General features: G+C 54.3%; 18 protein-coding genes. 11 read left to right on the top strand and 7 right to left on the bottom strand.

Annotated elements, in window-relative coordinates:
• Positions 1 to 54 precede the first annotated feature (54 nt).
• The 11 genes from HY282_12625 to HY282_12575 all read left to right on the top strand — a co-directional run bounded on the left by HY282_12625 (position 55) and on the right by HY282_12575 (position 10769).
• The gene (locus HY282_12625; protein ID MBI3804594.1) at positions 55 to 255 is read left to right on the top strand and encodes a hypothetical protein; all 201 of its coding nucleotides are present in this window, start codon (positions 55 to 57) and stop codon (positions 253 to 255) included.
• Positions 256 to 377: 122 nt separating this feature from the next.
• Complete coding sequence (locus HY282_12620; GenBank protein ID MBI3804593.1) at positions 378 to 2777, top strand: cytochrome ubiquinol oxidase subunit I; 2400 nt, start codon at positions 378 to 380, stop codon at positions 2775 to 2777.
• 11 nt (positions 2778 to 2788) lie between these two features.
• A complete protein-coding gene (locus tag HY282_12615; GenBank protein ID MBI3804592.1) occupies positions 2789 to 3247 on the top strand; it encodes a cytochrome c in 459 nt (152 codons plus the stop codon).
• 25 nt (positions 3248 to 3272) lie between these two features.
• Positions 3273 to 4016 (top strand): cytochrome c, encoded by a 744-nt coding sequence (locus tag HY282_12610; protein MBI3804591.1) that lies wholly within the window; start codon positions 3273 to 3275, stop codon positions 4014 to 4016.
• A 169-nt stretch (positions 4017 to 4185) separates the two neighbouring features.
• Positions 4186 to 5772: a c-type cytochrome gene (locus HY282_12605; protein ID MBI3804590.1), complete on the top strand. Its 1587-nt coding sequence runs from the start codon at positions 4186 to 4188 to the stop codon at positions 5770 to 5772.
• A 28-nt stretch (positions 5773 to 5800) separates the two neighbouring features.
• Positions 5801 to 6616 (top strand): c-type cytochrome, encoded by an 816-nt coding sequence (locus HY282_12600; protein ID MBI3804589.1) that lies wholly within the window; start codon positions 5801 to 5803, stop codon positions 6614 to 6616.
• Between the two features lie 249 nt (positions 6617 to 6865).
• The gene (locus HY282_12595) at positions 6866 to 7339 is read left to right on the top strand and encodes a carboxypeptidase regulatory-like domain-containing protein (protein ID MBI3804588.1); all 474 of its coding nucleotides are present in this window, start codon (positions 6866 to 6868) and stop codon (positions 7337 to 7339) included.
• Between the two features lie 69 nt (positions 7340 to 7408).
• A complete protein-coding gene (locus HY282_12590; protein MBI3804587.1) occupies positions 7409 to 7981 on the top strand; it encodes a Rieske 2Fe-2S domain-containing protein in 573 nt (190 codons plus the stop codon).
• A gap of 43 nt (positions 7982 to 8024) precedes the next feature.
• Entirely contained in the window at positions 8025 to 8795 is a 771-nt protein-coding gene (locus tag HY282_12585; GenBank protein MBI3804586.1) for a cytochrome b N-terminal domain-containing protein, read from the top strand.
• A 28-nt stretch (positions 8796 to 8823) separates the two neighbouring features.
• Complete coding sequence (locus HY282_12580) at positions 8824 to 9684, top strand: cytochrome B6 (GenBank protein ID MBI3804585.1); 861 nt, start codon at positions 8824 to 8826, stop codon at positions 9682 to 9684.
• A 161-nt stretch (positions 9685 to 9845) separates the two neighbouring features.
• The gene (locus HY282_12575) at positions 9846 to 10769 is read left to right on the top strand and encodes a c-type cytochrome (protein ID MBI3804584.1); all 924 of its coding nucleotides are present in this window, start codon (positions 9846 to 9848) and stop codon (positions 10767 to 10769) included.
• A 211-nt stretch (positions 10770 to 10980) separates the two neighbouring features.
• On the opposite strand, the gene glgB is transcribed toward HY282_12575, so the two are convergent.
• The 7 genes from glgB to HY282_12540 form a co-directional block, all read right to left on the bottom strand.
• Positions 10981 to 12894: a 1,4-alpha-glucan branching protein GlgB gene (gene glgB / locus HY282_12570; GenBank protein ID MBI3804583.1), complete on the bottom strand. Its 1914-nt coding sequence runs from the start codon at positions 12892 to 12894 to the stop codon at positions 10981 to 10983.
• A gap of 14 nt (positions 12895 to 12908) precedes the next feature.
• Positions 12909 to 16238, bottom strand: a complete 3330-nt coding sequence (gene treS, locus HY282_12565) for a maltose alpha-D-glucosyltransferase (protein ID MBI3804582.1) — start codon at positions 16236 to 16238, stop codon at positions 12909 to 12911.
• An 82-nt stretch (positions 16239 to 16320) separates the two neighbouring features.
• Entirely contained in the window at positions 16321 to 18249 is a 1929-nt protein-coding gene (locus HY282_12560) for an alpha-1,4-glucan--maltose-1-phosphate maltosyltransferase (GenBank protein MBI3804581.1), read from the bottom strand.
• A 298-nt stretch (positions 18250 to 18547) separates the two neighbouring features.
• The gene (locus tag HY282_12555) at positions 18548 to 18847 is read right to left on the bottom strand and encodes a YtxH domain-containing protein (GenBank protein ID MBI3804580.1); all 300 of its coding nucleotides are present in this window, start codon (positions 18845 to 18847) and stop codon (positions 18548 to 18550) included.
• Between the two features lie 275 nt (positions 18848 to 19122).
• Entirely contained in the window at positions 19123 to 20313 is a 1191-nt protein-coding gene (locus HY282_12550; protein MBI3804579.1) for a response regulator, read from the bottom strand.
• Between the two features lie 29 nt (positions 20314 to 20342).
• Positions 20343 to 23804, bottom strand: a complete 3462-nt coding sequence (locus tag HY282_12545; GenBank protein MBI3804578.1) for a response regulator — start codon at positions 23802 to 23804, stop codon at positions 20343 to 20345.
• 7 nt (positions 23805 to 23811) lie between these two features.
• Positions 23812 to 25410, bottom strand: coding sequence for a PilZ domain-containing protein (locus tag HY282_12540; protein ID MBI3804577.1), 1599 nt, complete (start codon positions 25408 to 25410; stop codon positions 23812 to 23814).
• Between the last annotated feature and the right edge of the window lie 153 nt (positions 25411 to 25563).

The raw sequence follows: 25563 nt of genomic DNA, 5'->3' as shown, positions 1-25563 counted from the left end.
GGGGTCGGCCTGCAGCTTGAAAAGTATTTCGGCAAACCGGGGCAGATTCAAAGAATGAAGACCCCCCTCTATGCCACGCTCGGGATTCTGGTGGTGGCCGACTTTTTCGTTCCCCGGGAGCATGTCACCTTTATCGGAGATTCGATCCCGGGGTTCAGCGCAGTCTATGGCCTGATCGCCACCGTGTTGATTATCTTCGTCTCTAAAGGCTTGGGGGCCGGGTTGATGAAGCGCGAGGACTACTACAAAGATTAAGAATGATCCTCCGACGAGTCGAATCGTCTATTGTTCAAAGGCAGCGATTCATTTAGGAATGGCAACGTCAATAAACCGCAAACGGATCTCTGGAGCCGTTGAGATTTAAGGGGAGGTTTCCCATGACCTTCAAAAAAGTGATCCGACAACCGGTTGTAGGGGCGGGAATCCTTTTCGCGGTTCTACTCTTGCTGCCTTGGACGTCTCTCTTCGCTCAGACCCCCGCCGCCGTGGAATACCGCGATCCCTCCTGGATCAGTAGTCGTAATCTGATTTGGGTGATCTCCCAGGTCCATTTACTATTTGGTGGCTTCGTTTTGGGCGTGCCAATCTTCGCCTGGCTCTGTGAGGTGATCGGGGTTTGGTCGGGAGATCGTCGATACGATCATCTTGCCAAAGAGTTTACAATCCTGATCACCGCTTGTTTTGAGATGACGGCCACCCTGGGGATTATTTTTCTTTTTTCCCTTCGCGTTCTATATCCCAAATTGTGGACATTTCTGGTAGGGGTTTTTCTGCCCAGTTTTTATTTTTATCTTTTCCTTTTCCTCCTGGAAGGAATTGCGCTCTATATCTATGCGGCCAAGTGGGATGTCATGCAGCGGGGCCGGCTTAAGGGACTCCACATTTTTGTCGGATTCATGCTGAACTTCGTCGGCCTCTTCGTGATGATGGTGCCGAGCGCCTGGGCCTCTTTCCAGGCGAGCCCGGTGGTTTTAAATGACTCCATGACTGCCTTGCAGCGGACCTGGGCCGCCGCGAATAATCCGACTTGGTGGCCGGTTAATATTCATCGGATCGTTGCCAATGTGGTCTTGGGAGGGTTTGTCTGCGGAGCCTATGCGGGAGTTCGGTATCTGGGGGCGAAAACCCAAGAAGAGCGAGAGCATTACGATTGGATGGGATATATCGGGAACTTCATCGGAATCTTCGGACTTCTCCCGTTGCCGTTCGCCGGCTATTGGCTGATGCGAGAGGTCTATCAATATAACCAGCAGATGGGAATTACCTTGATGGGGGGCATTCTCTCCTGGTTATTTATCCTTCAGGCGCTGCTGATTGGGGTGCTGTTCCTCGGTTCTAACTATTATCTCTGGCAAGGCCTGCTGAAAAGAACATCGGATGGAATTAAATATAAACCATACATTATGATTATCCTCTTCACCCTTCTCGCTTGTCTAGGGGTTTGGATGACTCCGCACAGCTTGGTCGCCAGCCTGGAGGAGGCGCGCGCGATGGGGGGAAGTCATCACCCCATCCTCGGCGTCTTCGGGGTCATGTCTGCGAAGCTCACCGTGGTTAATATCATGATCCTCAGCACCTTCATCAGCTTCCTTCTTTATTGGAGGGCGAACCAGCAGGTGACCGTTCGCTGGGGAAAGGCGGCCCGCGGCTTTGAAGCGGTCCTCTTTACGGTTGCGATCATTGGTGTAATCGTCCTGGGAATTTACGGCTATTTTGTTCCGTCCATTATCCGAGTCAATTATCTTTCTGTCGCTCAGGTTTTAGCGGTCATCAGCGTGCTGATTTTAGTGACTCCGATGACCGGGATGATGCTCCGAGGGGCGAAGATGACCGGAAAGATGACGTGGGGGGTCATGCCGCCCAGCTCCCAATACGCCTTGGTTCTCAATGCCATTACGGTGGTCCTGACGATGAGCCTGATGGGGTATGCCCGTTCCGCCTCGCGCGTTCACTGGCATGTCTATGGCGTGGTGGAAGACACCACCCCGTATGCCTATACCCCTCCGCTCGGAACGGCGGCCTTCCTTTGGTCTGTGAATACCCTTCTATTTTTCTCTCTGGTTGCCTTTATCTTCTTCGTCACAACCCGCACCATCCGTTATAATGGTTTTTCCACACAATACTTTTTTATCGCGCCGTTCTTCGAATGGCTGGTCTCTCTGCCGGAGAAGGTCAACGCGCCAAAACCGGTGGCGGCGGCCGGGCCGAATCATTTTTGGAAGGTTGTAGCGGTCGTCGTTGGATTTTTAGCAATCTTTACTTGGGTCGGTTTTTCAGTTCCCCAGAGCATTGGACTTCCTCCGACCAAAGAGAAGCTCGATATCGCGGCAATCAAAAACGATAAAGACCTGGCCAGAATCGGCCAGAATATGTTCTTCGGCAAGGGGCAGTGCGCGCTCTGTCATACGCTTGGAGCGGAAGCGGGGCGTTGCCCAAGTTTGCAGAATGCCGGTGCGCGTCTGACGCGGGAATTTATCTATGAGACGCTGACGAAGCCCGATGCCTATATCAAGCTTGATTTCGAAGAGGTTGAGCCTAAAAGGTTTCCGGCGCGGATGCCGACGATTAACAAGCCGCCGATCGCGCTTTCGGAGCAGGAGATGCTTACAGTAATCTCTTTTGTCCAAAGCTTGGGGGGCAAGGTGACGGTTAACCCATCGGAGTTGGCGATTGATCAAGCTGCCCCGGCGCCGCAGCCGCAGCCGGCCAGTGGGGAGCCGGCCCCTCAGAAGAGCTTGATCCAAAGCCACCGAGAGGTCGAGCACAAAGGGTCATAAGAAGAGCTCCGTTGGAAATTAAAAGAGGGATCGGCTTCGGAATTATTTTAATTTTGGGATGGATCGCCGCCTGCAGCGCCCGGGTTGAAGAGAGGCTGGATCTGGGTGCTGTTTCAAGCGAGAAAGAGTTAGTCAACGTCGGGCAGAAAATTTTTTTCGGGAAAGGTCAATGCGCCCTCTGCCATACCCTCGGAGGAGAAGGGCGTGGCAAATGTCCCGATTTGGCGGGAGCGGGTGCGCGTCTGACGCGGGAATTTCTCTATGAGACGCTGACGAAACCCGAAGCCTATATCAAGCTTGATTTTGATTCTGCCGAGCCGAAAAAATATCCGGCGCGGATGCCGACGGTCAACAAACCGCCGATCGGCCTCTCGGAGCAGGAGCTGCTCACGGTGATCGCTTTCGTTCAGAGTCAGGGGGGAGCGGTGACGGTCCGCCCGGCGGAAGTGGGACAAAAAAATTCGTTTTAATGATCCGGTCATAGAGGGGGGTCAGATGGCGCAGATAAAAAAAGAGAGGGTTCCTCCCGGAATCAGGGTTGCCCTCGCAATGCTTGGATTCTATCTGGTCCTGAAGTATGTGGTTCGTCCTCCTCTCCCGTTCAGCGTCATTTTCATGTACATGTGCATGGCCCTGGCCGGGGCGATCATGTATTTGACCCTCTTTTACAATATCAAAGATGCCGTCATTACTCCTCTTTATACCTTTTTGGGAGGGGGTGTCGAAGGAGGGATGGCCAAGGGAGGGCGATATGCCGTCCTGGTTGCCATGCCGCTGCTCGTCTGGTTCGGGTCGTACGAAAAGTTTAATAAAAAGATGCAGCCCCCGTTGGACTCGCGGGTCATCCATCCCGCCCCTCCGGTGGAATTTACCGGTCTCTACAATCCCTATCGTGTCGAAGACAAAGAGCTTTTCAAGAAGTATGTCGCCGATGGAAAAGAGATCTATTATCGGAACTGTATCTTCTGTCACGGAGACCTCCTCAACGGAGAAGGCATTTATGCGCACGGGTTCAATCCGAAACCGGCGAATTTCCAAGACCCGACGGTCCTCCCGATGCTGCAGGAATCGTTTCTCTTCTGGAGAATCAGCACCGGCGGGATCGGGCTTCCGCAGGAATCGACCCCCTGGAGCTCGGCGATGCCCCGGTGGGAGGCGATGCTGTCGGATGAGCAGCGCTGGAAGGTGATTCTTTTTCTCTCGGAGTACACCGGGTTCTCTCCGAGAACCTGGGAGTAGCATTCAGGATGGAAAGCGAAACCTTCGGGGAGTTACAGCGTCTAAAGCAAGCGACCGGCTCCGCCGGTCCGAGCGCGGGGTTTAGGGGCACAGGGTGGGACACTGGATGTCTCGGAGGACAAGCCTTTTCTCTTGCCGCACGGACCTCCGCATAGAATAAAGGAAGCAGATGTTAATCACAGCGATCAGAAAATATGGCCTCCCGCTTTTGTTGATTCTCGGGGTCGTTGCTACGTCGGGCCAGGCCGAAGAGGGGGCGCCCGCCGAGCCGAAGAAGGCGGAGGAGAAAAAGACCGAGGAGAAGCCGACCGTCAGCATGGAGCTCGGGAAGGCCATTTATGAGAAACGGTGTCTCGGCTGCCATGGTCCTTCCGGCGCGGGAGACGGCCCGGCGGCGGAGCGGTTTAAACCGCGTCCCAGAGACTTCACCCGCGGTCTGTTCAAGTATAAAACGACCGCCCATGGAAGCGTGCCGAATGATGACGACCTGGTCCGAGTGGTGACCAGAGGGCTTCCCGGGACCGGAATGCCGGCGTGGCAAAGTCTTCTCAAGGAAAACGAAATCCGCTCGGTTGTTCAATACATCAAAACCTTTGCCCCGCAGTTTGCCAGCGAAACACCCAAGCAGATTACCATCGGGGCCGAGATCAAACCTTCGAAGGAGAGCATCGAGAAGGGGAAGGACCTCTTCAACAAGGTCGGCTGCATCATGTGTCACGGAGACGAAGGCCGGGGGAATGGCCCGCTCGCTCCGACCCTGAAGGACAATTGGGGCCGGCCCGTTCAGCCGAGAAACCTCACCAAAGGGTGGGTCTTCCGCGGAGGGAATGCGCCGAAGGATATCTATACCCGGATCAATACCGGCTTGATGGGAACGCCGATGCCGTCGTTCGCCAGCACCCTCGATAATGAGAAGAGCTGGAATCTGGCGAATTACGTCAACTCTCTCTCTCAGTATCCGGGCGCGCCCGATTGGAAGGTCGCCGTGGTCGCGAAGCCGGTGACCGGCGAGGTGGCCGATGATCCGGACGATCCCCGCTGGGCGGGTCTGGAGCAGCATAGCTTTCCGCTGGTCGGCCAGGTGACGATCGATCCCCGGATGTTCACCCCCACCGTCGACATGGTCACCGTCAAGGGGATGTATAACGCAAAAGACTTTGCCCTGCTGGTGATCTGGGACGATCCGACCAAGAGCGTGGCGACGCCGGCGGCCGGCGAGACCGTCCCCGAAATCTTTGATGACGCCGTCGCGATCCAATTCCCGGCCAAGATGAAAGAGGGGAATGAGAAACCCTATTTCATCATGGGAGACCCGGCCCATCCGGTTTATGTCGCGCGGTGGACGGCCGGAACCAACAAGGTCGACGAATTCAACGCGACCGGCACGGAGGTCAAGGTCGGTCTTCGGATCAAGCCGCAAGAAGAGTCGCACTGGCAATTCAAAGGGAAGGGGACCTATAAGAGCGGGCAGTACCGGGCGGTCTTCAAACGCGCGCTCACCACGGAAGACAAAGAGACCGACCTGCAGATCGAGCCGGGGAAGTTTTATCCGATCGCCTTCACCGCCTGGGACGGCTCCAACGGCGAGAGAGACGCCCAACGCTCTTTGTCGGCCTGGTATTCGATTCTCCTGGAAGTCCCCGCCTCTAAAGATCGCTTTATCTATCCGACCCTTTTTCTGTTAGTTGTGGTCGGGGTGGAGTGGTGGATCTCCCGAAGCTACAGAAATGGAAACGGGAACGGGAAGCAGAAATGATGTTTCTTTTAGGAGGAAGAGCGAAGTAATGAAGAAGCTGCAATTGGTGCTCATTCCGGCGATCGTCCTTATTGCAGGCGGGGTTGCCTTTTCGTTTTTCTTTCAAGACAAACATGTCTCTCAGGGGAGACATCTCTTTGATCGGTACTGCACTCCCTGTCATGGGAACAGCGGCCAGGGAGATGGGTATAATGCGAGGAACCTCGATCCCCATGCGCGCGACCTGACCGACAAGAAAGAGCAGTATATGGTCAAGTTAAGCAACAAGGAGATCTACGACGTAATCGACAAGGGGGGCCGCGGAGTCGATCTCTCCGGAATGATGCCGGCCTGGGGAAAGGTCTTCTCCGAAGAAGAGATCTGGTCGCTCGTCGCTTATATCCGAACCCTCCACCCTTACAAGGGAGAGAAGGTCAAGTTTGATAAAGAGAAGCCCTATTCGACGACCCGGGTTCGGGCTCCCGGCGTTCAAGAGAACGAATTTCGCACCCTCATGGAGTCGAAAGTTCCCAACGATGAGAAAAAGCAGGAGCTGACCGACCAGGGGAAGGAGCTGTTCGAAGAGCATGGCTGCATCGGCTGCCACATGGTCGGGAAGAAGGGGGGAACGCTCGGTCCGTATTTATCGCGCGCCGGTTTTATGCTGCAGCCCCAATTCATCTACCGATGGATTCGCAATCCGCAATCGTTTAAGCCAAAAACGCGGATGCCGAATTTGGGATTGTCGGAGGATGAAGCGTTGGCGGTCACCCTCTACCTGACCACCCTCAAAGGACCGCCGCTCCAGCCGGATGGTGTGACCCCTTATGAGGATCCGCCGGTAGCGGGAGCACGGAAAAGTTAAATCATCGGGTCGATGCAACGGGGCCGCGGGGAGGTCATCGGTCGACCGATAAAAAGAGTTCGCTGAAAGTGGATGAAGGGGATGGTTCTTTAAGGGGGCACCGGCGAAGCATGTCTGTTTGGGGAGCCGGTGGGGGACGAAGGAAACACATCGGGATTGTTGACATATTTTCTCCGCTGATTTATGATACGGCGATTTTATTTTCGCCGAAGAATCTCTCCGGAGAGATTTCCTGATGGAACGCGATTCGTGATCCTTTTTATTTTCGTTCTCTCTCTCTTAGGCATTTCGCCCAATCCTGCTTTCGCAACTCACGAAGCCGATCATCGCTATGTTGTCTCCGGTTATGTCCGGGATGCCGAGGGAAACGCCCTCAAGGGCGTTGACGTGCTCCTCGAGCATAAAGGGGGGGAGAAACAGAAGACGACGACGAACGGCTTCGGTTACTACGAAGCCCTTTTTCACCTCCATGACGACAATCTCGGCGATGAGATTATCGTCACCGTCGGGAGCGAGGTCAAGAAGGCGCCGGTGACGTTCACCCCCGGCGACCGGGTGACGCACCGGGGGGCGACCATCGATTTCGGCGCACCGGGGAAAGAGTCGCCCTATGCTTGGATCTATTGGACGGGCGGGTCGGCTTTCCTGATTGCGATTGTTTATTTTGGTTTTTTTCGGAAAAAAAAGAAGGCGAAAGCGATCCCGCGTAAAAAAAAGAGATGATCTTCCGTTTTTGTCGCATCAATTAAGAAACAGACCACCGCGTCAACGCGGTGCGGAGGAGGTTCGGATATGATTCCCGGTGGCAAGAAAGAGGGTCCGCAGAATCCACAACAGGCAGACGTCAGCCGGCGGCGGTTTTTTACCCTCATGGGTTTAGGAATCGGCTGGGGCGGGTTTGCCGCGGCGCTCGGGGGGACCGGTGTCGGCGCCCTCAGATATATGTTTCCCAACGTCCTTTATGAGCCGCCGACGGTTTTTAAAATCGGAAAGCCGGAAGAGTATGGGGTCGGCGTCGACAACAAGCTGAAGAAAGAGCGCCAGATCTGGGTGGTCCGAAACGAACGGGGGCTCTATGTATTGGTGGCGATCTGCCGGCACCTCGGCTGCACCCCCAACTGGTTCGACGACCAGAAACGTTTCCGGTGCCCCTGCCATGGGAGCATCTACGACGTCACCGGAAACGTGGTCGGCGGTCCGGCCCCTCGAACTCTTTGGCGGGCGGGGGTCGCGCTCGACCCGGTCGACGGCCAGATTGTCGTCAACTTCAACCAGCGTCAGGACCCCGATCCAAAAGGGACCGATGAAGGGTTGATGGTCGACGAAGCGACTCGAGAAGTTCCTCCATTTTTCTTGAAGATTTAGCGGGACAGGGTATCACACTGCATATGAAGGAGAGACAGCCGGAATGAACAAGTTACTTGATCAAATTCGGGAGAACGTCACCCAGACGCAGGCCTGGAAGTCGATCTTCCGTCATGGATTTCCGAACACGGATGCCAACCGCGCCTTGGTGATGTTCAGCAACGTCATCCTTCATCTTCACCCGGTTCGTGTCCGTCGCGGTGCATTAAAGATTAAATTTACCTGGTGTCTGGGGGGGCTGACCTTTTTCTTCTTCGTCATGCTCGCCATCACCGGCGTCTTCTTGATGTTCTATTATGTTCCCGATACCCGGCGCGCTTATAACGACATTAAAGATTTGGGAACGGTGATCTACTTCGGGAGCCTCTTCCGAAACCTGCATCGGTGGTCGGCCCATGCGATGGTCTTCTCCGTCTGGATGCATATGACCCGGGTCTTCCTGACCGGCTCGTATAAACCGCCGCGGGAGTTCAACTGGGTCGTCGGCGTGATCCTCTTGGTCGTGACCCTGGTGATGAGCTGGACCGGTTATCTGCTTCCTTGGGACCAGTTGGCCCTCTGGGCGGTGACGGTCGGAAGCAAAATGGCCGAAGCGACCCCGTTGGTCGGAAATACCGGGCCGTTCGGGCCGGAGCTCGGTGTCACGGTCGACAACGACGTTCGCTTTGCGCTGCTCGGTGGAACGGTGGTCGGACAGAGCGCGCTCCTTCGGTTCTACGTGCTTCATTGTCTCGGGTTGCCGCTGGTGATGGCGCTGTTCATGGCGGTTCACTTCTGGCGGATCCGAAAAGACGGATTCTCGGGACCCCTTTAATCCTATCGTTTTGGTTTGAGGAAAATAGATGGCTGAAAAGGAAACAACGCTTGGAACGCTTCCGAAGCGGGATGGAAATTCGGGCGGGCTGGCCGCGCTCATCAAGAAATCGGCGATTGAAAAGATGGGGCCGGAAGACCACGTCTTGGTCTGGCCGAACCTGGTCTACCTCGAGCTGATTTCAATCTTGGCGGCGACCGCTTTTCTCCTCTTCCTCTCGATTATCTCCCCCGCGCCGCTGGAAGAGCTGGCGAGCTCCGACACGACGCCGAATCCGACGAAGGCCCCCTGGTATTTCTTGGGCCTTCAGGAGCTGCTGGTCTATTTCGATCCCTGGCTGGCCGGGGTGGTCCTCCCTTCCTTGATCATCGTCGGGCTGGTTCTGCTCCCTTACATCGATCCGAACCCGCGCGGCAAAGGATACTACACCTTCTCCGAGAGAAAGTTCGCCGTCCTCGGTTTTATCTTCGGACTCGGACTTTGGTACATTCTGATCGTGGTCGGCGTCTGGTTCCGGGGCTTGGATTGGTCGTGGTACTGGCCGTGGGACAACCCGCATGAGCACAAGGCGATCACCGGAGGGCTCATCGATCTGGAGGTCATCTTTCAAAAGACGCTCGGATTGAGCGCGACGCCGCTCGTCACCCTCGGCCGCTACGGCATCACGATCGCGAACCTGTTGACCTGGGTTTTGTTTCTCGGATATTACGCGGTCGGTTTCGGCGTTCCGTTCATCTTTATGAGGAAGTTTTACAACTCGTTGGGGTTCGTCCGCTACAATCTGATGATGTTCCTCTTCCTCTCGATGGTCGGGGTGCCGCTGAAGATCTATTTGCGACTGCTCGCGGGGGTCAAATATGTCTTGGTGACCCCTTGGTTTAAGATATAAAGGCGAAGGAGGGATTCTTCATGAATGACCGATTGGGAATTGGGCTTTTTATCACGGTCGGCACCCTGGGGATCATGGGGCTCTTTCTCGGGGTGACCGTCTGGCTTGAGAACGCGTTCAAGAAGGAAAAGCAGAAAAAATAGGAAGGGATCGAGCGGTTTATGGTAAAACACGTCTTATTTGCGTCCTTCAGTGTGGCGGTTCTATTCCAGATCGGGGTCTTCGCTTTTCGGGAACAGGCCCCCGAGTGGAAGAAATACGAAAAGGTCTATTACGAAAAATTGGCGAAGGTGACGAACGACCCGAAGGTGGCCGGCACCCCGCTCAAGGTCAAGCAGATCTGGAATGAGCGTCTGAACCGAGCCGATCGCTGCACGACCTGCCATGGCGGGATCGACAACCCGGCATTCGAGAATGAGCCGCAGCCGTATAAAACCCATTCCAACTTTGCAAAAGAGGGATATATCTCGAAGCATGCATTCGAGAAGTTCGGCTGCACCATCTGCCACGAGGGAGACGGCCAAGCGGTTACGGTAGAGAAGACGCATGGCGTCGTCCACCATCTCGACCGCCAGCTCCTCACCGGCCCCTATGTTCAGGCCGCCTGCACCAAGTGCCACTATGAGCTCTACTCGCCCGATGTCTATTGGCCCGAAACGAAGGTCTTGATGGAGGGGAAGCGGCTCGCGACCGAGCTTGGCTGCGTCGCCTGCCACGCCATCCGCCAATTGGGGAGCACCGCCACCCTGGCGCCGGAGATCTCATCGATGGGGAGCAAGACCGAGCTGGCTTTTTATCTCGTCCACGATTACTCCCGGATCAAAGCGAAAGACCATACGACCCGAACCTGGGAGTGGGAGCATTTTAAAGATCCGCAAAAGATCGTGCCGGGGACAATGAATGCGCCGAATCCGAAAGACCGGACGCCGCCGACGATCATGCCGAATTGGAACCTCACCGACGACGAGGCGACCGCGCTGACCGTGTTTGTGTTGTCATTGAGAGATCCGAAGATGGAACGGATTCCTCGGGAGTACCTGCCGAAAGTGGTCGAGCACAACGAGTACGACCAATTTAAAAACTAAGCGCGCTTTTGAAAAAGGCCCTGGTCTGAGACAAGACCAGGGCCTTTTTCATTTCGGAGGACAACGGTTTTGGAATGTATGGTTTTTCTTTATGAATGGTAAATTTACTTTTGAGAGGCTGTGAGGCTATTAAGTATTCCCTTTCGAAGGAGCCTAAGAACATCCTCTCGGCCGCAAGGTGCAAATATGTAAGGAAGTTGAGAGGGGGCGCTTACCCTCTCTTAAGCGCCACCATCCCCAGCGGGGGAATCGTGATCTCAATCGAGTGGGTCCGGCCGTGGGATTGAATCGGCTCGGCATTCACCCCGCCGCCGTTTCCGAGGTTGCTTCCGCCGTAGAAGGCCGAGTCGCTGTTGAGCCGCTCCTGCCAAAACCCTTCAAAGGGAACGCCGATCCGGTAATGAAGACGCGGGACCGGGGTAAAGTTGAAGGCCATGACGATCACGTCGTTCGGATCGTCTCCGCGGCGGAGATAGCTGATGACGCTCGCCCCCGCGTCGCCGAAGTCAATCCACTCGAAGCCCGACTGATCGAAATCTTTCTGATGCAGCGCCGGCTCGTTCCGGTAGAACCGATTGACGTCGCTGAGCCACTGCTTCACCTGCTGGTGTTGCGGGTATTGGAGCAGATGCCATTCGAGGCTCTCCTCATGGTTCCACTCGCGGCCTTGGCCGAACTCTCCCCCCATAAAGAGAAGCTTCTTCCCGGGGTGGGTAAACATGTAGCCGAAGAGCAGCCGCAGGTTGGCGAACTTCTGCCAGCCGTCTCCCGGCATCTTGGAGAGGAGCGATCCCTTTCCATGGACCACCTCGTCATGAGAGAGGGGAAGGACGAAATTTTCGAAAAAGGCATACCAGATGCTGAAGGTCAGCTGGTTTTGGTGGTATTTTCTAAACACCGGATCATTGGAGAAGTAGGAGAGGGTGTCGTGCATCCAGCCCATGTTCCACTTCATCCCGAAGCCGAGCCCGCCGACATACACGGGGCGGGAGACCATCGGCCAGGCGGTCGACTCCTCCGCATAGGTCTGCACGTCGGGGAACGCGCCGTAGATCGCTTCGTTCAATCGCTTCAGCAGAGAGATCGCTTCTAGATTTTCCCGCCCGCCGTACATGTTGGGAATCCACTCGCCCGACTTTCTCGAATAATCGAGATAGAGCATCGAGGCGACCGCGTCGATCCGGAGCCCGTCGATGTGATATTTCTCGAGCCAGAAAAGGGCGCTGCTGATGAGAAAGGCTTGAACTTCATTCCGGCCGTAGTTGAAGATGGAGCTGTTCCAGTCGGGGTGGTATCCCTTGCGGGGATCGGCATGCTCGTAGAGGTGGGTTCCGTCGAAGTAGGCCGGTCCGTGCTGATCGGTCGGAAAGTGGGAGGGAACCCAGTCGAGAATGACGCCGATGCCGTTTTGATGGAGGGTGTCGATCAGGTACATCAGATCTTGCGGCGTTCCGTACCGGTGGCTCGGGGCGAAGTAGCCGGTCGTCTGATACCCCCAGGAGCCGTAGAAGGGGTGCTCGGTGAGCGGCAGAAATTCCACATGGGTGAAACCGGTCTCCTGCAGATATTCGGTCAGCGGCTTGGCCAGCTCTCGATAGGTGAGCGGCCGATTCCCCTCCTCCGGCACCCGGCGCCAGGAGCCGAGGTGCATCTCGTAGATGGAGATCGGCGCGCGGAGGTGGTTCGCCTTTGCCCGCTGCGACATCCACCCCTGATCGCCCCATTCATATCCCAAATCCCAGACGACCGATGCGGTTCGGGGAGGGAGTTCCCACCAAAAAGCAAACGGGTCTCCCTTGTCGACCTCATATTGATGATGCCCGGAAGCGATGTGATATTTATAGATCGCGCCGACCCCGACGTCGGAGAAAAACCCTTCCCAGACCCCCGAGCCGTCTGGACGGACGATCAGAGGATGAGCGCTCCGGTTCCAGTCGTTGAAGTCGCCGACGACCGAGACCGACTCCGCATTCGGCGCCCAGACGGCAAAGTAGACCCCGCGGAGACCATTCTCGGCAATCGGGTGGGCCCCCATTTTGTGGTGAAGCTGGAAGTGGCTTCCTTCTTTCAGCAGATAGATATCGTGGTCGGTGAGGAGGCTGATCTGGGGGGCGGCCCCTTTCATGCGTTGACTTCCACTCATTGTGCGGTCTCCATCAGATGGGCGATCCCCTTCAGCGGGATCACGACCCATTCGGGACGATTGTTTAACTCATAGGCGATTTCATAAATCGCTTTATCCAGAAGAAACATATTCAACAAGATCTCGATCTCTTCCCGTTCCTTGGGAACGAATGGAGAATCCCCGGCGGTATCGAGGTAGGACCTGAGAAACGCCCCGGCCATGTATCGATACCATAAATCGCCCCAAGGTTCAAGTATCGGGATATCCTCGGCGCGGATAGAAGACTGCGTGATCAATCCGGTGTGGGCCTTGTAATGGAACGACCGGATCATTCCGGCGACATCCCGAAAAGGGGAGCGCTTGAGGCGCCGCTCGCTTAAGGGCCGCGTCGGCTCTCCTTCGAAGTCGATGAGGAAAAAGTCATTCCCCGTATAAAGGACCTGGCCCAGATGGTAGTCGCCGTGGGTCCTAAATTTAATCGTCGAGAGCTTTTTCTTGTAGATTACTTTAAAACGCTCCAAAATCTGCGGTTCGATATCCAGAACGTTCTGAGCCTTGGCTTGAACGGCGGCCGGGAGGTATTTGAGATTGTTTCTCAGAAGTTGAAAGGTCCGACGTCCCCGGCTTTGCATCCCCTGAAAGATGGAGCGTTGATAGAGGAGGGTATACGGCTCCGGCGCAAAGGCCGGGTCCTCGGTATTTGAAGCGAGCGCCAGATGAAATTCGGCGGTCCGTTTGCCGAGCACCGACGCCATCTCCAGCAGGACGGTGCTGATGAGCTCTTGAAGGAGTGGGGGGACCTCTCGGTAAGCGGTCTCATAAATAGAAGGGGGAGAGGGAGGGAGCTCGCGGACCTCGCCTCGGATGGAGAGGACCCGCTCGAAGAAGCGGGAGACCGCATCGACCGTATATCGCCACGCGTCCCCCTCGTTCTGGACATAGCCTTGCAGCAATCCGATGACGATCGGCTCCGCGCCGTTTTTGCGGTATTCGATCGCCCCCGCGAAGGGAGGAATTCGCGGGAACGGGGGGGTCTGCTCGGTGAGGTACCGTCCGACCTCCAGATCGGGATTGACCCCCTCATCCAGCCGGCGGTAGAGCTTGAAGAAGAAGGCATGGTCGTACAAAATCGAGGTGTTGGTCTGATCGCCGCGGAGGACTTGTGATTCGGAGAGGTTCTGGCCCGATGCCAGGTCTTTAAAACGCTCTCCCGGGGAGCCGATTAATTCTCCCGCGGCTCCCCGGACATGCTGTCTCTTCGAGATCATCGAGAGGAGATGACGGCGGAAAGCCTCGCTGTAAACGGCGTCATAGAGAATGCCGGTCGTCCCGACGGTGAGGCGGGCGATGACCGCCAGCGGGGCCTCTTCTTCGATCCGCGCCGCTGCATCACGCGAAGCGAAAGCGACCGGGAGAAGATAGGTCTCCGGAATCCCCTCCGTGTATTCGATTTGCAAGAAGAGCAGCCGGCCCGCCTCTCCATTCCGCCCGATCGGAATTGTCTCGGCAATCCGGAGCTGCTCGATCTGGCGGGCTTTTCCGCCGAACCATCGGCATCCGACGATGTAAGCGGGGAGGATTCCTCTCTCCAGCCGTTCCCGCTCTTTCCCTTCCAACGCCTGGAGCCACTGCCCGCTGATCTGAAGCTCCGGAACGGTCCGGCGACTCGCGGCCGAGATCGCCTCTTCGCCTCTTCTGAGGAGAAAACGATAATAGCCGTAGGTGCCGAGGGTGACACTGTAACGCCCATCCCGGATCGCCGGGAATTTGGTCCGGCTGAAGAGGGTCTGAGGGACATAGCCGACGAATTTGGAGAGATCGAGCTCGGCGATCTGGGAGTGCCGGGAGAGGTTCACCACGACGAGGATCGTCTCCTCTTCATATTGCCGGAGGAAGGCGAGGACCTTTGGATTGTCGGAGTGGAGAAACTCCAGCGTCCCCCGTCCGAACGCTTTGTAGTTCTTCCGGGTGGCGATGAACCGCTTCATGCTCCAGAGAAGCGAGGAGTGGTTGCGCTCCTGATTCTCGACATTGACCGCTTCATAATGGTACTCCGGATCGATGATCGCCGGGAGATAGAGCTTCTGCGGGTTGGCGCGCGAGAAGCCGGCGTTTCGATCGGCATTCCACTGCATCGGGGTCCGGACCCCGTTTCGATCGCCGAGATAAAAGTTGTCCCCCATGCCGATCTCATCCCCATAATAGATCACCGGGGTTCCGGGGAGGGAGAAGAGGAGGACGTTCATCAGTTCTATTTTTCTCCGATCATTCTCCAGCAGCGGGGCGAGCCGCCGCCGAATGCCGAGGTTGATCCGCATCTTCGGGTCGCGCGCGTAAATGCGGTACATGTAGTCGCGCTCTTCATCGGTTACCATCTCCAGCGTCAGCTCGTCATGATTGCGCAAGAAGATCGCCCATTGGCAGTTCTCCGGGATCGCGGGGGTCTGCTCCAAGATATCGATGATCGGAAAGCGGTCCTCCATCCGGAGCGCCATGAAGATCCGCGGCATCAACGGAAAGTGAAACGCCATGTGGCAGGAGTCTCCCTTGCCGAAGTAGGCGACGGCATCCTCCGGCCACTGATTGGCCTCGGCCAGAAGCATCCTGTTTTTAAACTGGGCGTCGACGCGGGAGCGGAGCTTTTTCAAGAATTCATAGGTCTCGGGGAGGTTCTCGCAATTGGTTCCCTCCCGCTCGTAAAGGTACGGAATGGCATCGAGCCGCAATCCGTCGACCCCCAGCTCCAGCCACTGCTCCATCACCCGGAGCATCGCCTTCTGGACTTGCGGGTTGTCGAAATTCAGGTCGGGCTGGTGGGAGTAGAACCGGTGCCAGTAGTATGCTTTTGCCACCGGATCCCAGGTCCAGTTGGAGGTCTCAAAATCTTTAAAAATGATCCGGGCCTCTTTGTATTTCTCAGGGGTGTCGCTCCAGACATAGAAGTCCCGCCAATGAGAGCCCGGACTGGAACGCCGGGCCCGCTGGAACCATTGATGTTGATCCGAAGTGTGATTTAAGACGAGTTCGGTGATCACGCGGATGCAGCGCCGATGGGCCTCTTTTAAAAACTCCTTGAAGTCGCGCATCGTCCCGTAATCGGGGTTGACGCTGAAGTAGTCGGCGATGTCATAGCCGTCATCCCGCATCGGAGAGGGATAGAAGGGGAGGACCCAGATCGCCGTGACCCCGAGGTCTTTCAGGTAATCTAATTTTTCGGTCAGCCCTTTAAAATCGCCGATCCCGTCGCCGGTCCCATCGAAAAACGCTTTGATATGGAGCTGATAAATAATGGCGTCCTTAAACCATTGAGGATCGTCATCCGCCTGAAACTCCTTTTCGGACATTCAGATCTCCTCGCTTTGATTTGATTGAAAAAACCAAGAGGCCCGTCGCCGGGTCTCTCTATCCCGTCCCTTTTATCTTTTATTAAGGGAGTTTTGGATTCACGCTGAAAATGTGAGCCGGCATGACCGCCGGATCGAGCCGGATATAGTTCCACTCGCCGCGCCATTGATAGCGGACATCGGTGATCAGATCGTGAACCGGATAGCTTTCATCCGTCTCAATACCGAGCTCGTGAATCGGAACCTGGACCCACCCGTATTGCGGATGGTGCGGGTCGAGGTTTACCGCAATGAGGAGGCTGTTCGAGAGATCTTCCGTCGTCTTTGTATAGCAGAGAATCTGGTCGTTGTTAATGGCGCAGAAGCGAAGCCGGTCGTTAAAATGGAGCGCCCGGTTCTCTCCCCGGATTCGATTGACGCGGGCGACGAGCTCCTTGATGTTGCCGGGGCGCTCCCAATCCCAGGCGCGGACCTGGTACTTCTCTGAATCTTGATACTCTTCCGTTCCGGGAACGGCGCGGCTCTCACAGAGCTCATAGCCGCTGTAGATCCCATAATTCGCCGCCAGCGTTGCGGCGAGGACGAGCCGCGCCTGAAAGGCCGGTCGGCCGCCGGTCTGCAGATAGGCGTGGAGAATGTCGGGGGTGTTCGCGAAGAAATTCGGACGAAAGTACTCCCGCACCTCCGTCTGGGTCAGCTCAGTGACGTAGTCGATCAGCTCCTGTTTTGCATTGCGCCAGGTAAAGTAGGTGTAAGATTGCGTGAATCCCCCTTTGGCGAGCGCATACATGATCTTCGGTCGGGTGAAGGCCTCGGCGAGGAAGATCGTCTCCGGGTGTTTTTTCTGGATCTCGCCGATCAGCCAGAACCAGAAGCGAAGCGGCTTGGTGTGGGGATTGTCGACGCGGAAGATCTTCACCCCCTGGTCGATCCAAAATTCGATGACGCTTTTCAACTCCGTCCAGAGTCCTCGCCAATCGTCACACTCGAAATTGAATGGATAGATGTCCTGATATTTCTTCGGCGGATTCTCCGCGTATTTGATCGTTCCGTCGGGGCGGTGGAGAAACCACTCGGGATGCTCCTTCACATAGGGGTGATCGGGGGAGCATTGGAAGGCGATGTCGAGGGCGACTTCCAGCCCCTGTCGATTGGCCGCCGCGACGAACTGCCGAAAATCTTCCAGCGTGCCGAGTCCCGGATCGACCGCTTTGTGTCCGCCCGCTTCCGATCCGATCGCCCAGGGGCTTCCCGGATCGCCTGGCCCCGCCCTCAACGCATTGTTGGGCCCCTTGCGAAATTTTTTTCCGATCGGATGGATCGGGGGAAGATAGAGGACGTCGAATCCCATCGACGCGATCTCCGGGATGCGTGAGGCCGCCTCCCCAAAGGTGGCGCTGCGCGCCGGATCGGGACCGGCTGATCGGGGAAACATTTCGTACCAGGCGCTGTAGCGCGCCCGTTCCCGCTCTACACGGACTTCGAGTGTCCGCTCGTACCGGGTGGCGCGGCTTCGGTCGGGATACCGCGACATCAGGGTGTCGAGCGATTCATGCAGCGCGACCTCAATGCGCAGTTCCTGAGGCAACGAACCCGACAAAATTCCGGCATGCTCGCGCAGCCGCTCTTGATCTTCTCCGGCGGCCCGCTTGGCGGCATCGGAGACGAGGCCGGCCCCTTCCAGCAGTTCGCTGCCGACCTCCTGGCCGGCGTTGATCCGTTTGGCCAGATCGTCCCGCCATGAAACAAACCGGTCGATCCACGCCTCCAGGGTGTAATGATAATGGCGCGCATCGGCCGGGACGAACGTTCCGCTCCAAGCATCATTGCCGAGCGGCTCCATCAGCGTCTCTTGCCACCTCTCTTCCGTGACCGGTTTATAGAGGAGCCGGGCGGCGATACGGTCGTGACCATCGGCGAAAATGGCGGCGGTCACGACGACCTTTTCCCCGGGCGTTCGCTTGATCGGATAACGACCGGCGTCGATTTCCGGCGCAACCCGTTCGATCATCACCCGCTGCTGTGCCTGGTCCGGAAAACGTGGCTGGAGGTTTTTGGATTGAGTCATTGTTCCCAAACGTTTCATTTTTTTGACGGAGAGCTCTCTTCAATTATTTCATCTCGAGAGGACCGGCCGTCGTTTGTTTTATTGTAACTGATCCGGGTGGGGAAGGTAAACTGAGGCTGGTTTCTGTAGGATGATTTTGGAGCGACTTTTGCAAATTTCCTAGGCATCTAATCGGTAAATTCGCTGATTGAATGTATCGGTGGATCCCGCGGGCTGTCCGACCTGCGGGATCCACTAGACCTTAGCGTGTGAACTCCCTCCCTTCGTCAACGACCTTCGATGCCGCTTGACCGATCGATTTGAGGTGTTCTTGGGCGTCGTTTGCCCACTGTTTTCCCTGGTCTGCCGCGCCGGCGAGGGACTCTCTTGTTTTTTCGGTGATGCGACCGAAGCGCTTCCCGGTTTCGTTCGCAAGCCCTCTTAAATCTTTTTGAGTTTCTCTGCCCGACCGAGGGGCGAACAGCACCCCTGCCAATGCGCCGGCGGCCAGGCCTGCCAAGAACATCAGCAGACCAAAAGCAAAACGGGATTCCCCTTTCATGTTTCCTCCTTTTTCAGGATGAGGGAGAGGCGATGGCCGCTCCGAGTCTCGGTTAAAAAAGATATTCTATTGTCTATACAGATCGATTTGAGAAGTCAAGTCTCGGAGGTAATGAGTAATGGCACAAGGGGTGGAGGGTGGATTGAGACGGTTTCGGATTCCGGGTTGATGCGTCTCCCGTCCCCTGCCGGTGAGTTACAGGAGGGCTGAGAAGCGAATCCCGTTTGATCGCTCTCTTTGGGAGACGCCCTGATCGGAGCCGATGGCAGGCGCTGTTAACGGCTGTCTCGCCTTTCTGTTTTGCGGCGTTCGTGCTGAAGGGGATCGAGCGGCATCTGGAGGGTGACTTTCGTTCCCTTTCCGATTTGGGAGGTGACGTCGATATTTCCACGGTGTTGGTCGACGATATGGTGGCAAATCATCAAGCCCAATCCGGTTCCCTCCGCCTCCTTCGTCGTGAAAAAGGGATTGAAGAGTTTTTCCAAATTTTCCTCTGAAATGCCGGCGCCGGTATCGGCGACGACCACTTTGACCAGAGTGGGGGAGGGGTCCGCCTGGTAAGAGGTCATCAGGGTGATCTTCCCGGTGGCGGTGGCCTGGATGGCATTTAAAATGAGATTTAAAAAAACTTGCTTGATCTTCTCCTGATCTATTTTGATGGGGGGGAGATCGGGGGCGAGTTGAAGGTCGAACTCGATCCCTTTCTTGCCGGCTTCGTGTTTGAGGAGGGTGACGACTTCTTGTAAGAGGAGATTAAGGCTTTCTTCTTTGAGCGAAAGGGTATCCTGATCGGCTCCCTTAGAGAAGTCGAGCAGTTTCCGGATCAGCGTCTGGATTCTCTCCGCCTCGCGAATCGAGAGCTGATAGAAGTGATCGAAATATTCTTTGTCGAGTCGCGACTCCTGGAGTTTTTGTGGGAGCATCTGAAGGAAGGTGTAAATCGCCACCATCGGGTTGTTGATCTCGTGCGCCATCCCGGCGGCCAACGTGCCGATGGCGGTGAGGCGGTTGGTTCGTGCGACCCGCTTGAGCGTCTCGATTTTTTCCGCATAAAGCCGGTCTCGCTCTTTCACGAGACAGTGGTGCTCCACCCCCTGGAGCATGGCACAGCGAAGCTCGGCGACGTCATAGGGCTTCGAGATGTAGCGGTAGATATTCCCTTTGTTGATCGCTTCGATGACCATCTCCATTTCGGTGTAGGCGGTCAGGAGCATCCGGACGGCATCCGGACAGATCTTTCTCGCTTCGGCGAGGACTTCAACGCCGGTCATGCCCGGCATTCTCTGATCGCTGATAATCACCGCGATCTCGGGATGGGCCTGAAGGATCTCGATCGCCTCCCGGCCGCTCTTCGCCGTATAAACCGTGAACTCCCGCTCATAGAGCTCCGCGAGGCTGAGCAAGGCCATCTCTTCATCATCGACAAAGAGCACCGGGTATTCTTTGTGGTCAGGTCCAGATTGCATAAGAGCTCCTGAAAGGAGTGATCTGCGGATTAATGCCGCACGACGCTGAGGGCCTGTCGAGCGGGCAGCGTGAGAATAAACTCGGTCCCTTGTCCCGCCTGGCTGTAGACGGAAATCTCTCCCCCATGGCTCTGAAGGATACGATAGCTGACCGAAAGCCCGAGGTCGGTTCCCTTTCCGACCTCTTTCGTGGTGAAGAAAGGCTCAAAGATCCGTTTTTGATTTTCCATCGGAATGCCCGTTCCGCTGTCTTTCACCGAGACCTTCACCCACCCTTCTTCTTTCCACGTTTTAATGCGGATCTCCCCTTTGTCCGGAATGGCATGGATCGCATTCTGCAGCAAGTTCATGAAAACCTGATTGATCTGGCCGGGAACCGCTTCGATCAAGCCGATCTCCCCGTATTCCTTGGTGACGATAATGCGATCCTTGAGCTCTGGACGCATTAAATTGAGTGTCGAATCAAATCCTGCATGGAGGTCGATCGGTCTGAATTGGGCCTCGTCTTTTCTGACGAAAGCTTTCAGGTCGGAGATGATGGTCTCGGTCCGGTCCAACCCTGTTTTGATGATCGAGATGGCCCGGCCGATTTTCTCATTTAATCGGTTGATCTCGGCGCTGTCGAGGGTCGCCCCCTCTTTTGCAAGCCGCTCGTGCTCGTCGAGCGCGCTACGAAGGTTCTCCAGACTGACCTTGGCGAAGCTGATCGGGTTGTTGATCTCGTGCGCCATCCCGGCGACGAGCAGGCCGAGGGCCGCCATCTTTTCCGAATGAATCAGCTGGGCTTCCAGACCGCGCTGGTTGAGGAGCGACTTGATCCGGGCCCGAAGCTCCTCGCAGCTAAACGGCTTTGTGAGATAATCGTCGGCGCCATATTCCAATCCCTCGATCTTCATCGAGAGGTCCGCTTTGGCCGAGATCAAGACGACCGGGATCTGCTTGGTCAGCGGGTTTTCCTTGATCTCTCGACAGAGTTGATAGCCGTCTTTGATCGGCATCATGACATCGGAGAGAATTAAGCTCGGCAGCTCCGACTGAGCCCGCTGTACCCCCTCCACCCCATTCTGAGCCGTAATGATATAATAGTCATCTTGGAGTTGAGCCGCCAGAAAGTGGAGCATGTCGGGATTGTCTTCGACCACCAGAAGCTTCGGCGTGCCGGGCCGGCTGCCTGAGACGGTGTTCTGAATCGGTTGCGACTCTTGGACAATGCCGGCGGTCGCATATTCTGCCGCTTGATGCAACGAGCGGGTCCAATCCTGACTCCCTTCCTCTTTTTCCTCGGAGATGAAAACGGGGGCATCAAGAAAGGGAATGGTAAAGGTCATGGTCGTCCCGCTACCCAGCTTACTCTCTGCCGAGATTTCTCCTTTATGAAGCTCGATTAACTCCTTCGAGAGGGCCAGCCCGATCCCGGTTCCCTCAAACCGGCGGCTGGAAGAGGCATCGACTTGAGAAAAACGGTTGAAGAGCTTGTGGAGGTTTTCCGCGGCGATGCCGATCCCCGTATCGGTTACTTTAACGAACACCTGATCGACGCTCTGCTCGCAGGAGACTTCGACCTTTCCACCGACCGGGGTGAACTTGATGGCATTGAAGATCAGATTTAGAAGAACCTTTTCGATCTTATCTCGATCGAAATAGAATTCATCGATCGGATCGGGACAGGTGAAGGAGAGAGAGATTTCCTTCTTCTCCGCCAAAGGTGTAATGGAGGCAATAATCCCTTTAATGAATTTTGTAAAGTCCGCTTTTGAGTAGGAGAGCTGCATCTTCCCGGCGTCGATCTTGGCCAAATCGAGAAGGTTGTTGATCAACTTGAGAAGGCGAAGGCCGTTTTGATACATGCTGTTTAAGTCTTCCCGTCGGTCGTTTTGCAGCGTCTCCCGATGGAGCATCGATTCCAGCGGGGCCAGGATCAGTGTGAGAGGGGTGCGAAGCTCATGGGAGATATTGGCGAAGAACTGGGTTTTGACTTGATCGAGCTCTTGGAGTTTTTGATAAGAGCGCTCCAACTCCGCCTTGCTTTCGGACAACTCACGGGTCCGCTCTTCGACCTTTCTTTCTAAGTCTAATGCCCACTGCCGGAGTGTTTCGGACATTTTGTGAACATCATCATATAAGAGCGAATTGGAGAGGGCAATGGAGGCTTCGATTCTTAGATTTGAGAGGAATTCAATATCCGAGCGGGTAAATGGTTTGAGATTGTCTTTTTCCCCGAGGTTAATGATCCCTATCAGTTTTTGGTCATGGATTAGAGGAAGTGCAACCTTGGCTGAAAAGGCTTCGAAATAGCGATGAGCCGATGCTTTAACGTTTTCATGCCGTGGATCGGCCTCAAGTTCCATAGACTCGATGACTCGATCTTCTTTCTGCATCCAGTTTAAAAATGGAGCGTGAGCTCTAAAATCAATTTGAGTACTTTCGTTTCCCACATAAGCATACTGAGATTTCTTCACATCCCACAATACTATGGAAGAATGAGAAACGTATAGCGCCTCCCGAATTGTGGATACAATCTTTTCGGTTAATCCCTTCAAATCCTTTAATAGAGTTAGTTCTTTGACCATTCCCTGCAGTATTTTTTGCATGTCATACTTTCGACGCTGGAAGAGATGGTCGATGCGCGGTTGAACCGTTTTGATGTAGAAAACCAGTAAGAGAAAATGGAGAGCGATCATAGTGGAAAGTTGAAAATCAGAAAGGTTTGTTATCCACGGTCTGGCCCATATAGTTGTAAACAGAATGGGCATAAGGGCCAGCGACGAGGTGGTCAGCCACATCGCCGTCTTATGAATGACGGTTCGAATATCCATTAACTGATAGCGGACTATTGCATAAGTGGTGGCCCCAACATACAGCGGTACGGCATATGTTCCATAGCTATTAAGAAATGGGATCCTAACGTCATAAACCAAGAGGAAGTTTGAACTGCCGCCAAGGTAACCCGCTATGGATGACCACAGGTAATACCCCATCTGAACTCTCTTAGATCCCTTTGATGAGATATATGCCTGGAAGAGTTTTAGATGGCCATAAGAGATACAAAAGGCAAAGAAGATTAATAGAAGTGAATAAAAAGGTCCAGGCACGATCATAAAATTGATATCAGTTCTTTGGATTACATCTGAGATCATCAGATTAGTGAAAAAAAGCATACTGAGAAATATGCTCACCGAATAGAGGATAACCAATTTCCAGCGAGCAAGAGGGTTTTCGAGCAGGATAGTGACAAAATGTACCAGGAGGGTAGGAATATAGGGAACCCCTGCTTCCATGCTCCTGCCTATTAATAAGGCTGATTCTTTATTTGTATTTGTGATTAGCAGCAGTTCAAGAAGACTCCACCATGAGATGGAGATACAATAAAAGAAAAAAATTAATCCAAGAGATTCCTTCCTTTTGTTCAAAGATACAAAAAGCCCAAGAAGAAATGTGGCAGCGGCTGTTAAGCCTAAACCTACTGCAAGGTTGTCTTGGAATGCTTCCATTATTCCTTCATGAAATAAGACCGATCAGGCCTACACTGAAGCCAGCAGCAATCCCGGCTAATAGTACTTTGTCTTCCTGTTTAACTCTTTTTGTTCTTATTGCTTCGCACATTGCAATGGGCATACTGGCTGTAGCAATGTTTCCATAATATGGAAATGTCCACATTAGTTTATCGTGCGGAATTCCCATTGCCTTATGATATAGATTGTCTGTAAACGTTGTAGGTATCTGGTGAGGTATGACTAAACTGATGTCTTCCATATTCCAATTCAGTATCTGCATGATTTTTTCTAATCCCTTCGGAGCTAATTTAACAGCAGCTGTTTCCAGGTCAGTCCCGTGGGACCTAAAGAATTTATTATGTTCATTTGCTCCTTCAAGGGTGCCCGCAAGTGCGAGTCTCCAGTACTCACTGTTTGATGAAAACCATCTCGCACGTATTCCCCTGGGTTCATTCACCGTTGCTCTCGTCAAGACTGCTGCTCCGCCTGCATCCCCAATAGTATAGCTGAAGATACATAATTTAAAATCGTCTTTTGTCTTTGGTTCCCAATCGATCGCGATTGATACTTTTTCGCCCGTTACCACCATGCCGTTTTCACATCGTCCGGAAGCAATCATAGAATCAAGAATATCTATGCCGGTAACAAATCCATTACAGGCATTGACCAGATCAAAAGCGTAAGCATCCTTTGCTCCGATTTTATCTTGAACCACAATCGCAGTGGCGGGTTCATCGAAGTCTTTGGCTATACCACAATAAATAATTACATCGAGATCTTTTGCATCCATACCCGCATTATTCAACGCATCTCGAGCAGCCATACCTGCTAAATCAGAGGGAAAAAGATCGGCGCTAGCATAGCGCCGTGACTTAATCCCGGTGAGAGTCTCAACAACCGCTCCGACATTTTTGTACCCTTCTGCTCTAAACATTTTATTAATCTCTTCGGCCGTGATCTCTTGGGGTGGCAGGTAGGAGCCCCAGCCGACAATTTTTGACGCGTGAACAGTCGATTTTCGAATAGCAGGTCTTACTTTCTCTTCAAGAGATTTCAAGGTTTGATAGTGAAAATCTAAAATACCTTGGGACATGTTATCCTTAGCAATGGTAACGCTCACTGATGACTTCCCCTCTGTTATTGTATTTTGCTTGAGTGCGTGAATGGCCGTGCTAAGTATTTTTTGATCGAAATCATGGATGGCAGAAAATTTAATTCCACTTATATAATGATTAGTCCCATTGTTTTTTCCCGCGCTACAGAAGACAACTTGACCACTGATGTTTAAATAACAGAAACTTTCGCCAAAAGAAATCTGAAGAGTGACCGGAGTGCCTGCTGGTAGAGGATCGCTAATTAATATAAGCAGTCCACTCAAGCTGATATTTTGAGTGTGTCCTGATATCTCTTTTCCATCTACATGAAGATGAACGGGGATGCGGATGACCTCTCGATCAAATCGCCGAAGTTGCGAGGCGAGGCGCCTCCGCTCGGACGAAGGGGACTCTAAATTACTTCTTCGTTCGGCTCTCCGCCGATCTGTAAAATCAATCGGTGCGATGCTCTTCCTTCTCTCATAGAATACTGCCGTTCCTGCACTCATTTACTCCTCCTTTGTGTCATGGAATTATAATAAGAACCAGTGTTGACGTTCTTCAGGTCAACAGCTCATTTCAACTTTTTTGTTCTTTCGACGAGAATTATTGCTCCGTCTCACTCACGAAGTCGATAATATCGCGGGCGGTATGTAGCTTAT

Source organism: Candidatus Manganitrophaceae bacterium (genome assembly GCA_016200325.1).
Lineage (GTDB): Bacteria > Nitrospirota > Nitrospiria > SBBL01 > Manganitrophaceae > Manganitrophus.
The sequence above is the reverse complement of the archived record's forward strand: the minus strand, read 5'-3'. Positions and strand labels throughout refer to the sequence as shown.

Coding starts and splice junctions, on each gene's coding strand:
- HY282_12545 (MBI3804578.1), bottom strand. CDS start 23,804: ATGGAAGCATTCCAAGACAACCTTGCAGTAGGTTTAGGCTTAACAGCC.
- HY282_12625 (MBI3804594.1), top strand. CDS start 55: ATGAAGACCCCCCTCTATGCCACGCTCGGGATTCTGGTGGTGGCCGAC.
- treS (MBI3804582.1), bottom strand. CDS start 16,238: ATGTCCGAAAAGGAGTTTCAGGCGGATGACGATCCTCAATGGTTTAAG.
- glgB (MBI3804583.1), bottom strand. CDS start 12,894: ATGAAAGGGGCCGCCCCCCAGATCAGCCTCCTCACCGACCACGATATC.
- HY282_12585 (MBI3804586.1), top strand. CDS start 8,025: ATGAACAAGTTACTTGATCAAATTCGGGAGAACGTCACCCAGACGCAG.
- HY282_12600 (MBI3804589.1), top strand. CDS start 5,801: ATGAAGAAGCTGCAATTGGTGCTCATTCCGGCGATCGTCCTTATTGCA.
- HY282_12550 (MBI3804579.1), bottom strand. CDS start 20,313: ATGCAATCTGGACCTGACCACAAAGAATACCCGGTGCTCTTTGTCGAT.
- HY282_12605 (MBI3804590.1), top strand. CDS start 4,186: ATGTTAATCACAGCGATCAGAAAATATGGCCTCCCGCTTTTGTTGATT.
- HY282_12560 (MBI3804581.1), bottom strand. CDS start 18,249: ATGATCGAACGGGTTGCGCCGGAAATCGACGCCGGTCGTTATCCGATC.
- HY282_12555 (MBI3804580.1), bottom strand. CDS start 18,847: ATGAAAGGGGAATCCCGTTTTGCTTTTGGTCTGCTGATGTTCTTGGCA.
- HY282_12620 (MBI3804593.1), top strand. CDS start 378: ATGACCTTCAAAAAAGTGATCCGACAACCGGTTGTAGGGGCGGGAATC.
- HY282_12540 (MBI3804577.1), bottom strand. CDS start 25,410: ATGAGTGCAGGAACGGCAGTATTCTATGAGAGAAGGAAGAGCATCGCA.
- HY282_12575 (MBI3804584.1), top strand. CDS start 9,846: ATGGTAAAACACGTCTTATTTGCGTCCTTCAGTGTGGCGGTTCTATTC.
- HY282_12580 (MBI3804585.1), top strand. CDS start 8,824: ATGGCTGAAAAGGAAACAACGCTTGGAACGCTTCCGAAGCGGGATGGA.
- HY282_12590 (MBI3804587.1), top strand. CDS start 7,409: ATGATTCCCGGTGGCAAGAAAGAGGGTCCGCAGAATCCACAACAGGCA.
- HY282_12610 (MBI3804591.1), top strand. CDS start 3,273: ATGGCGCAGATAAAAAAAGAGAGGGTTCCTCCCGGAATCAGGGTTGCC.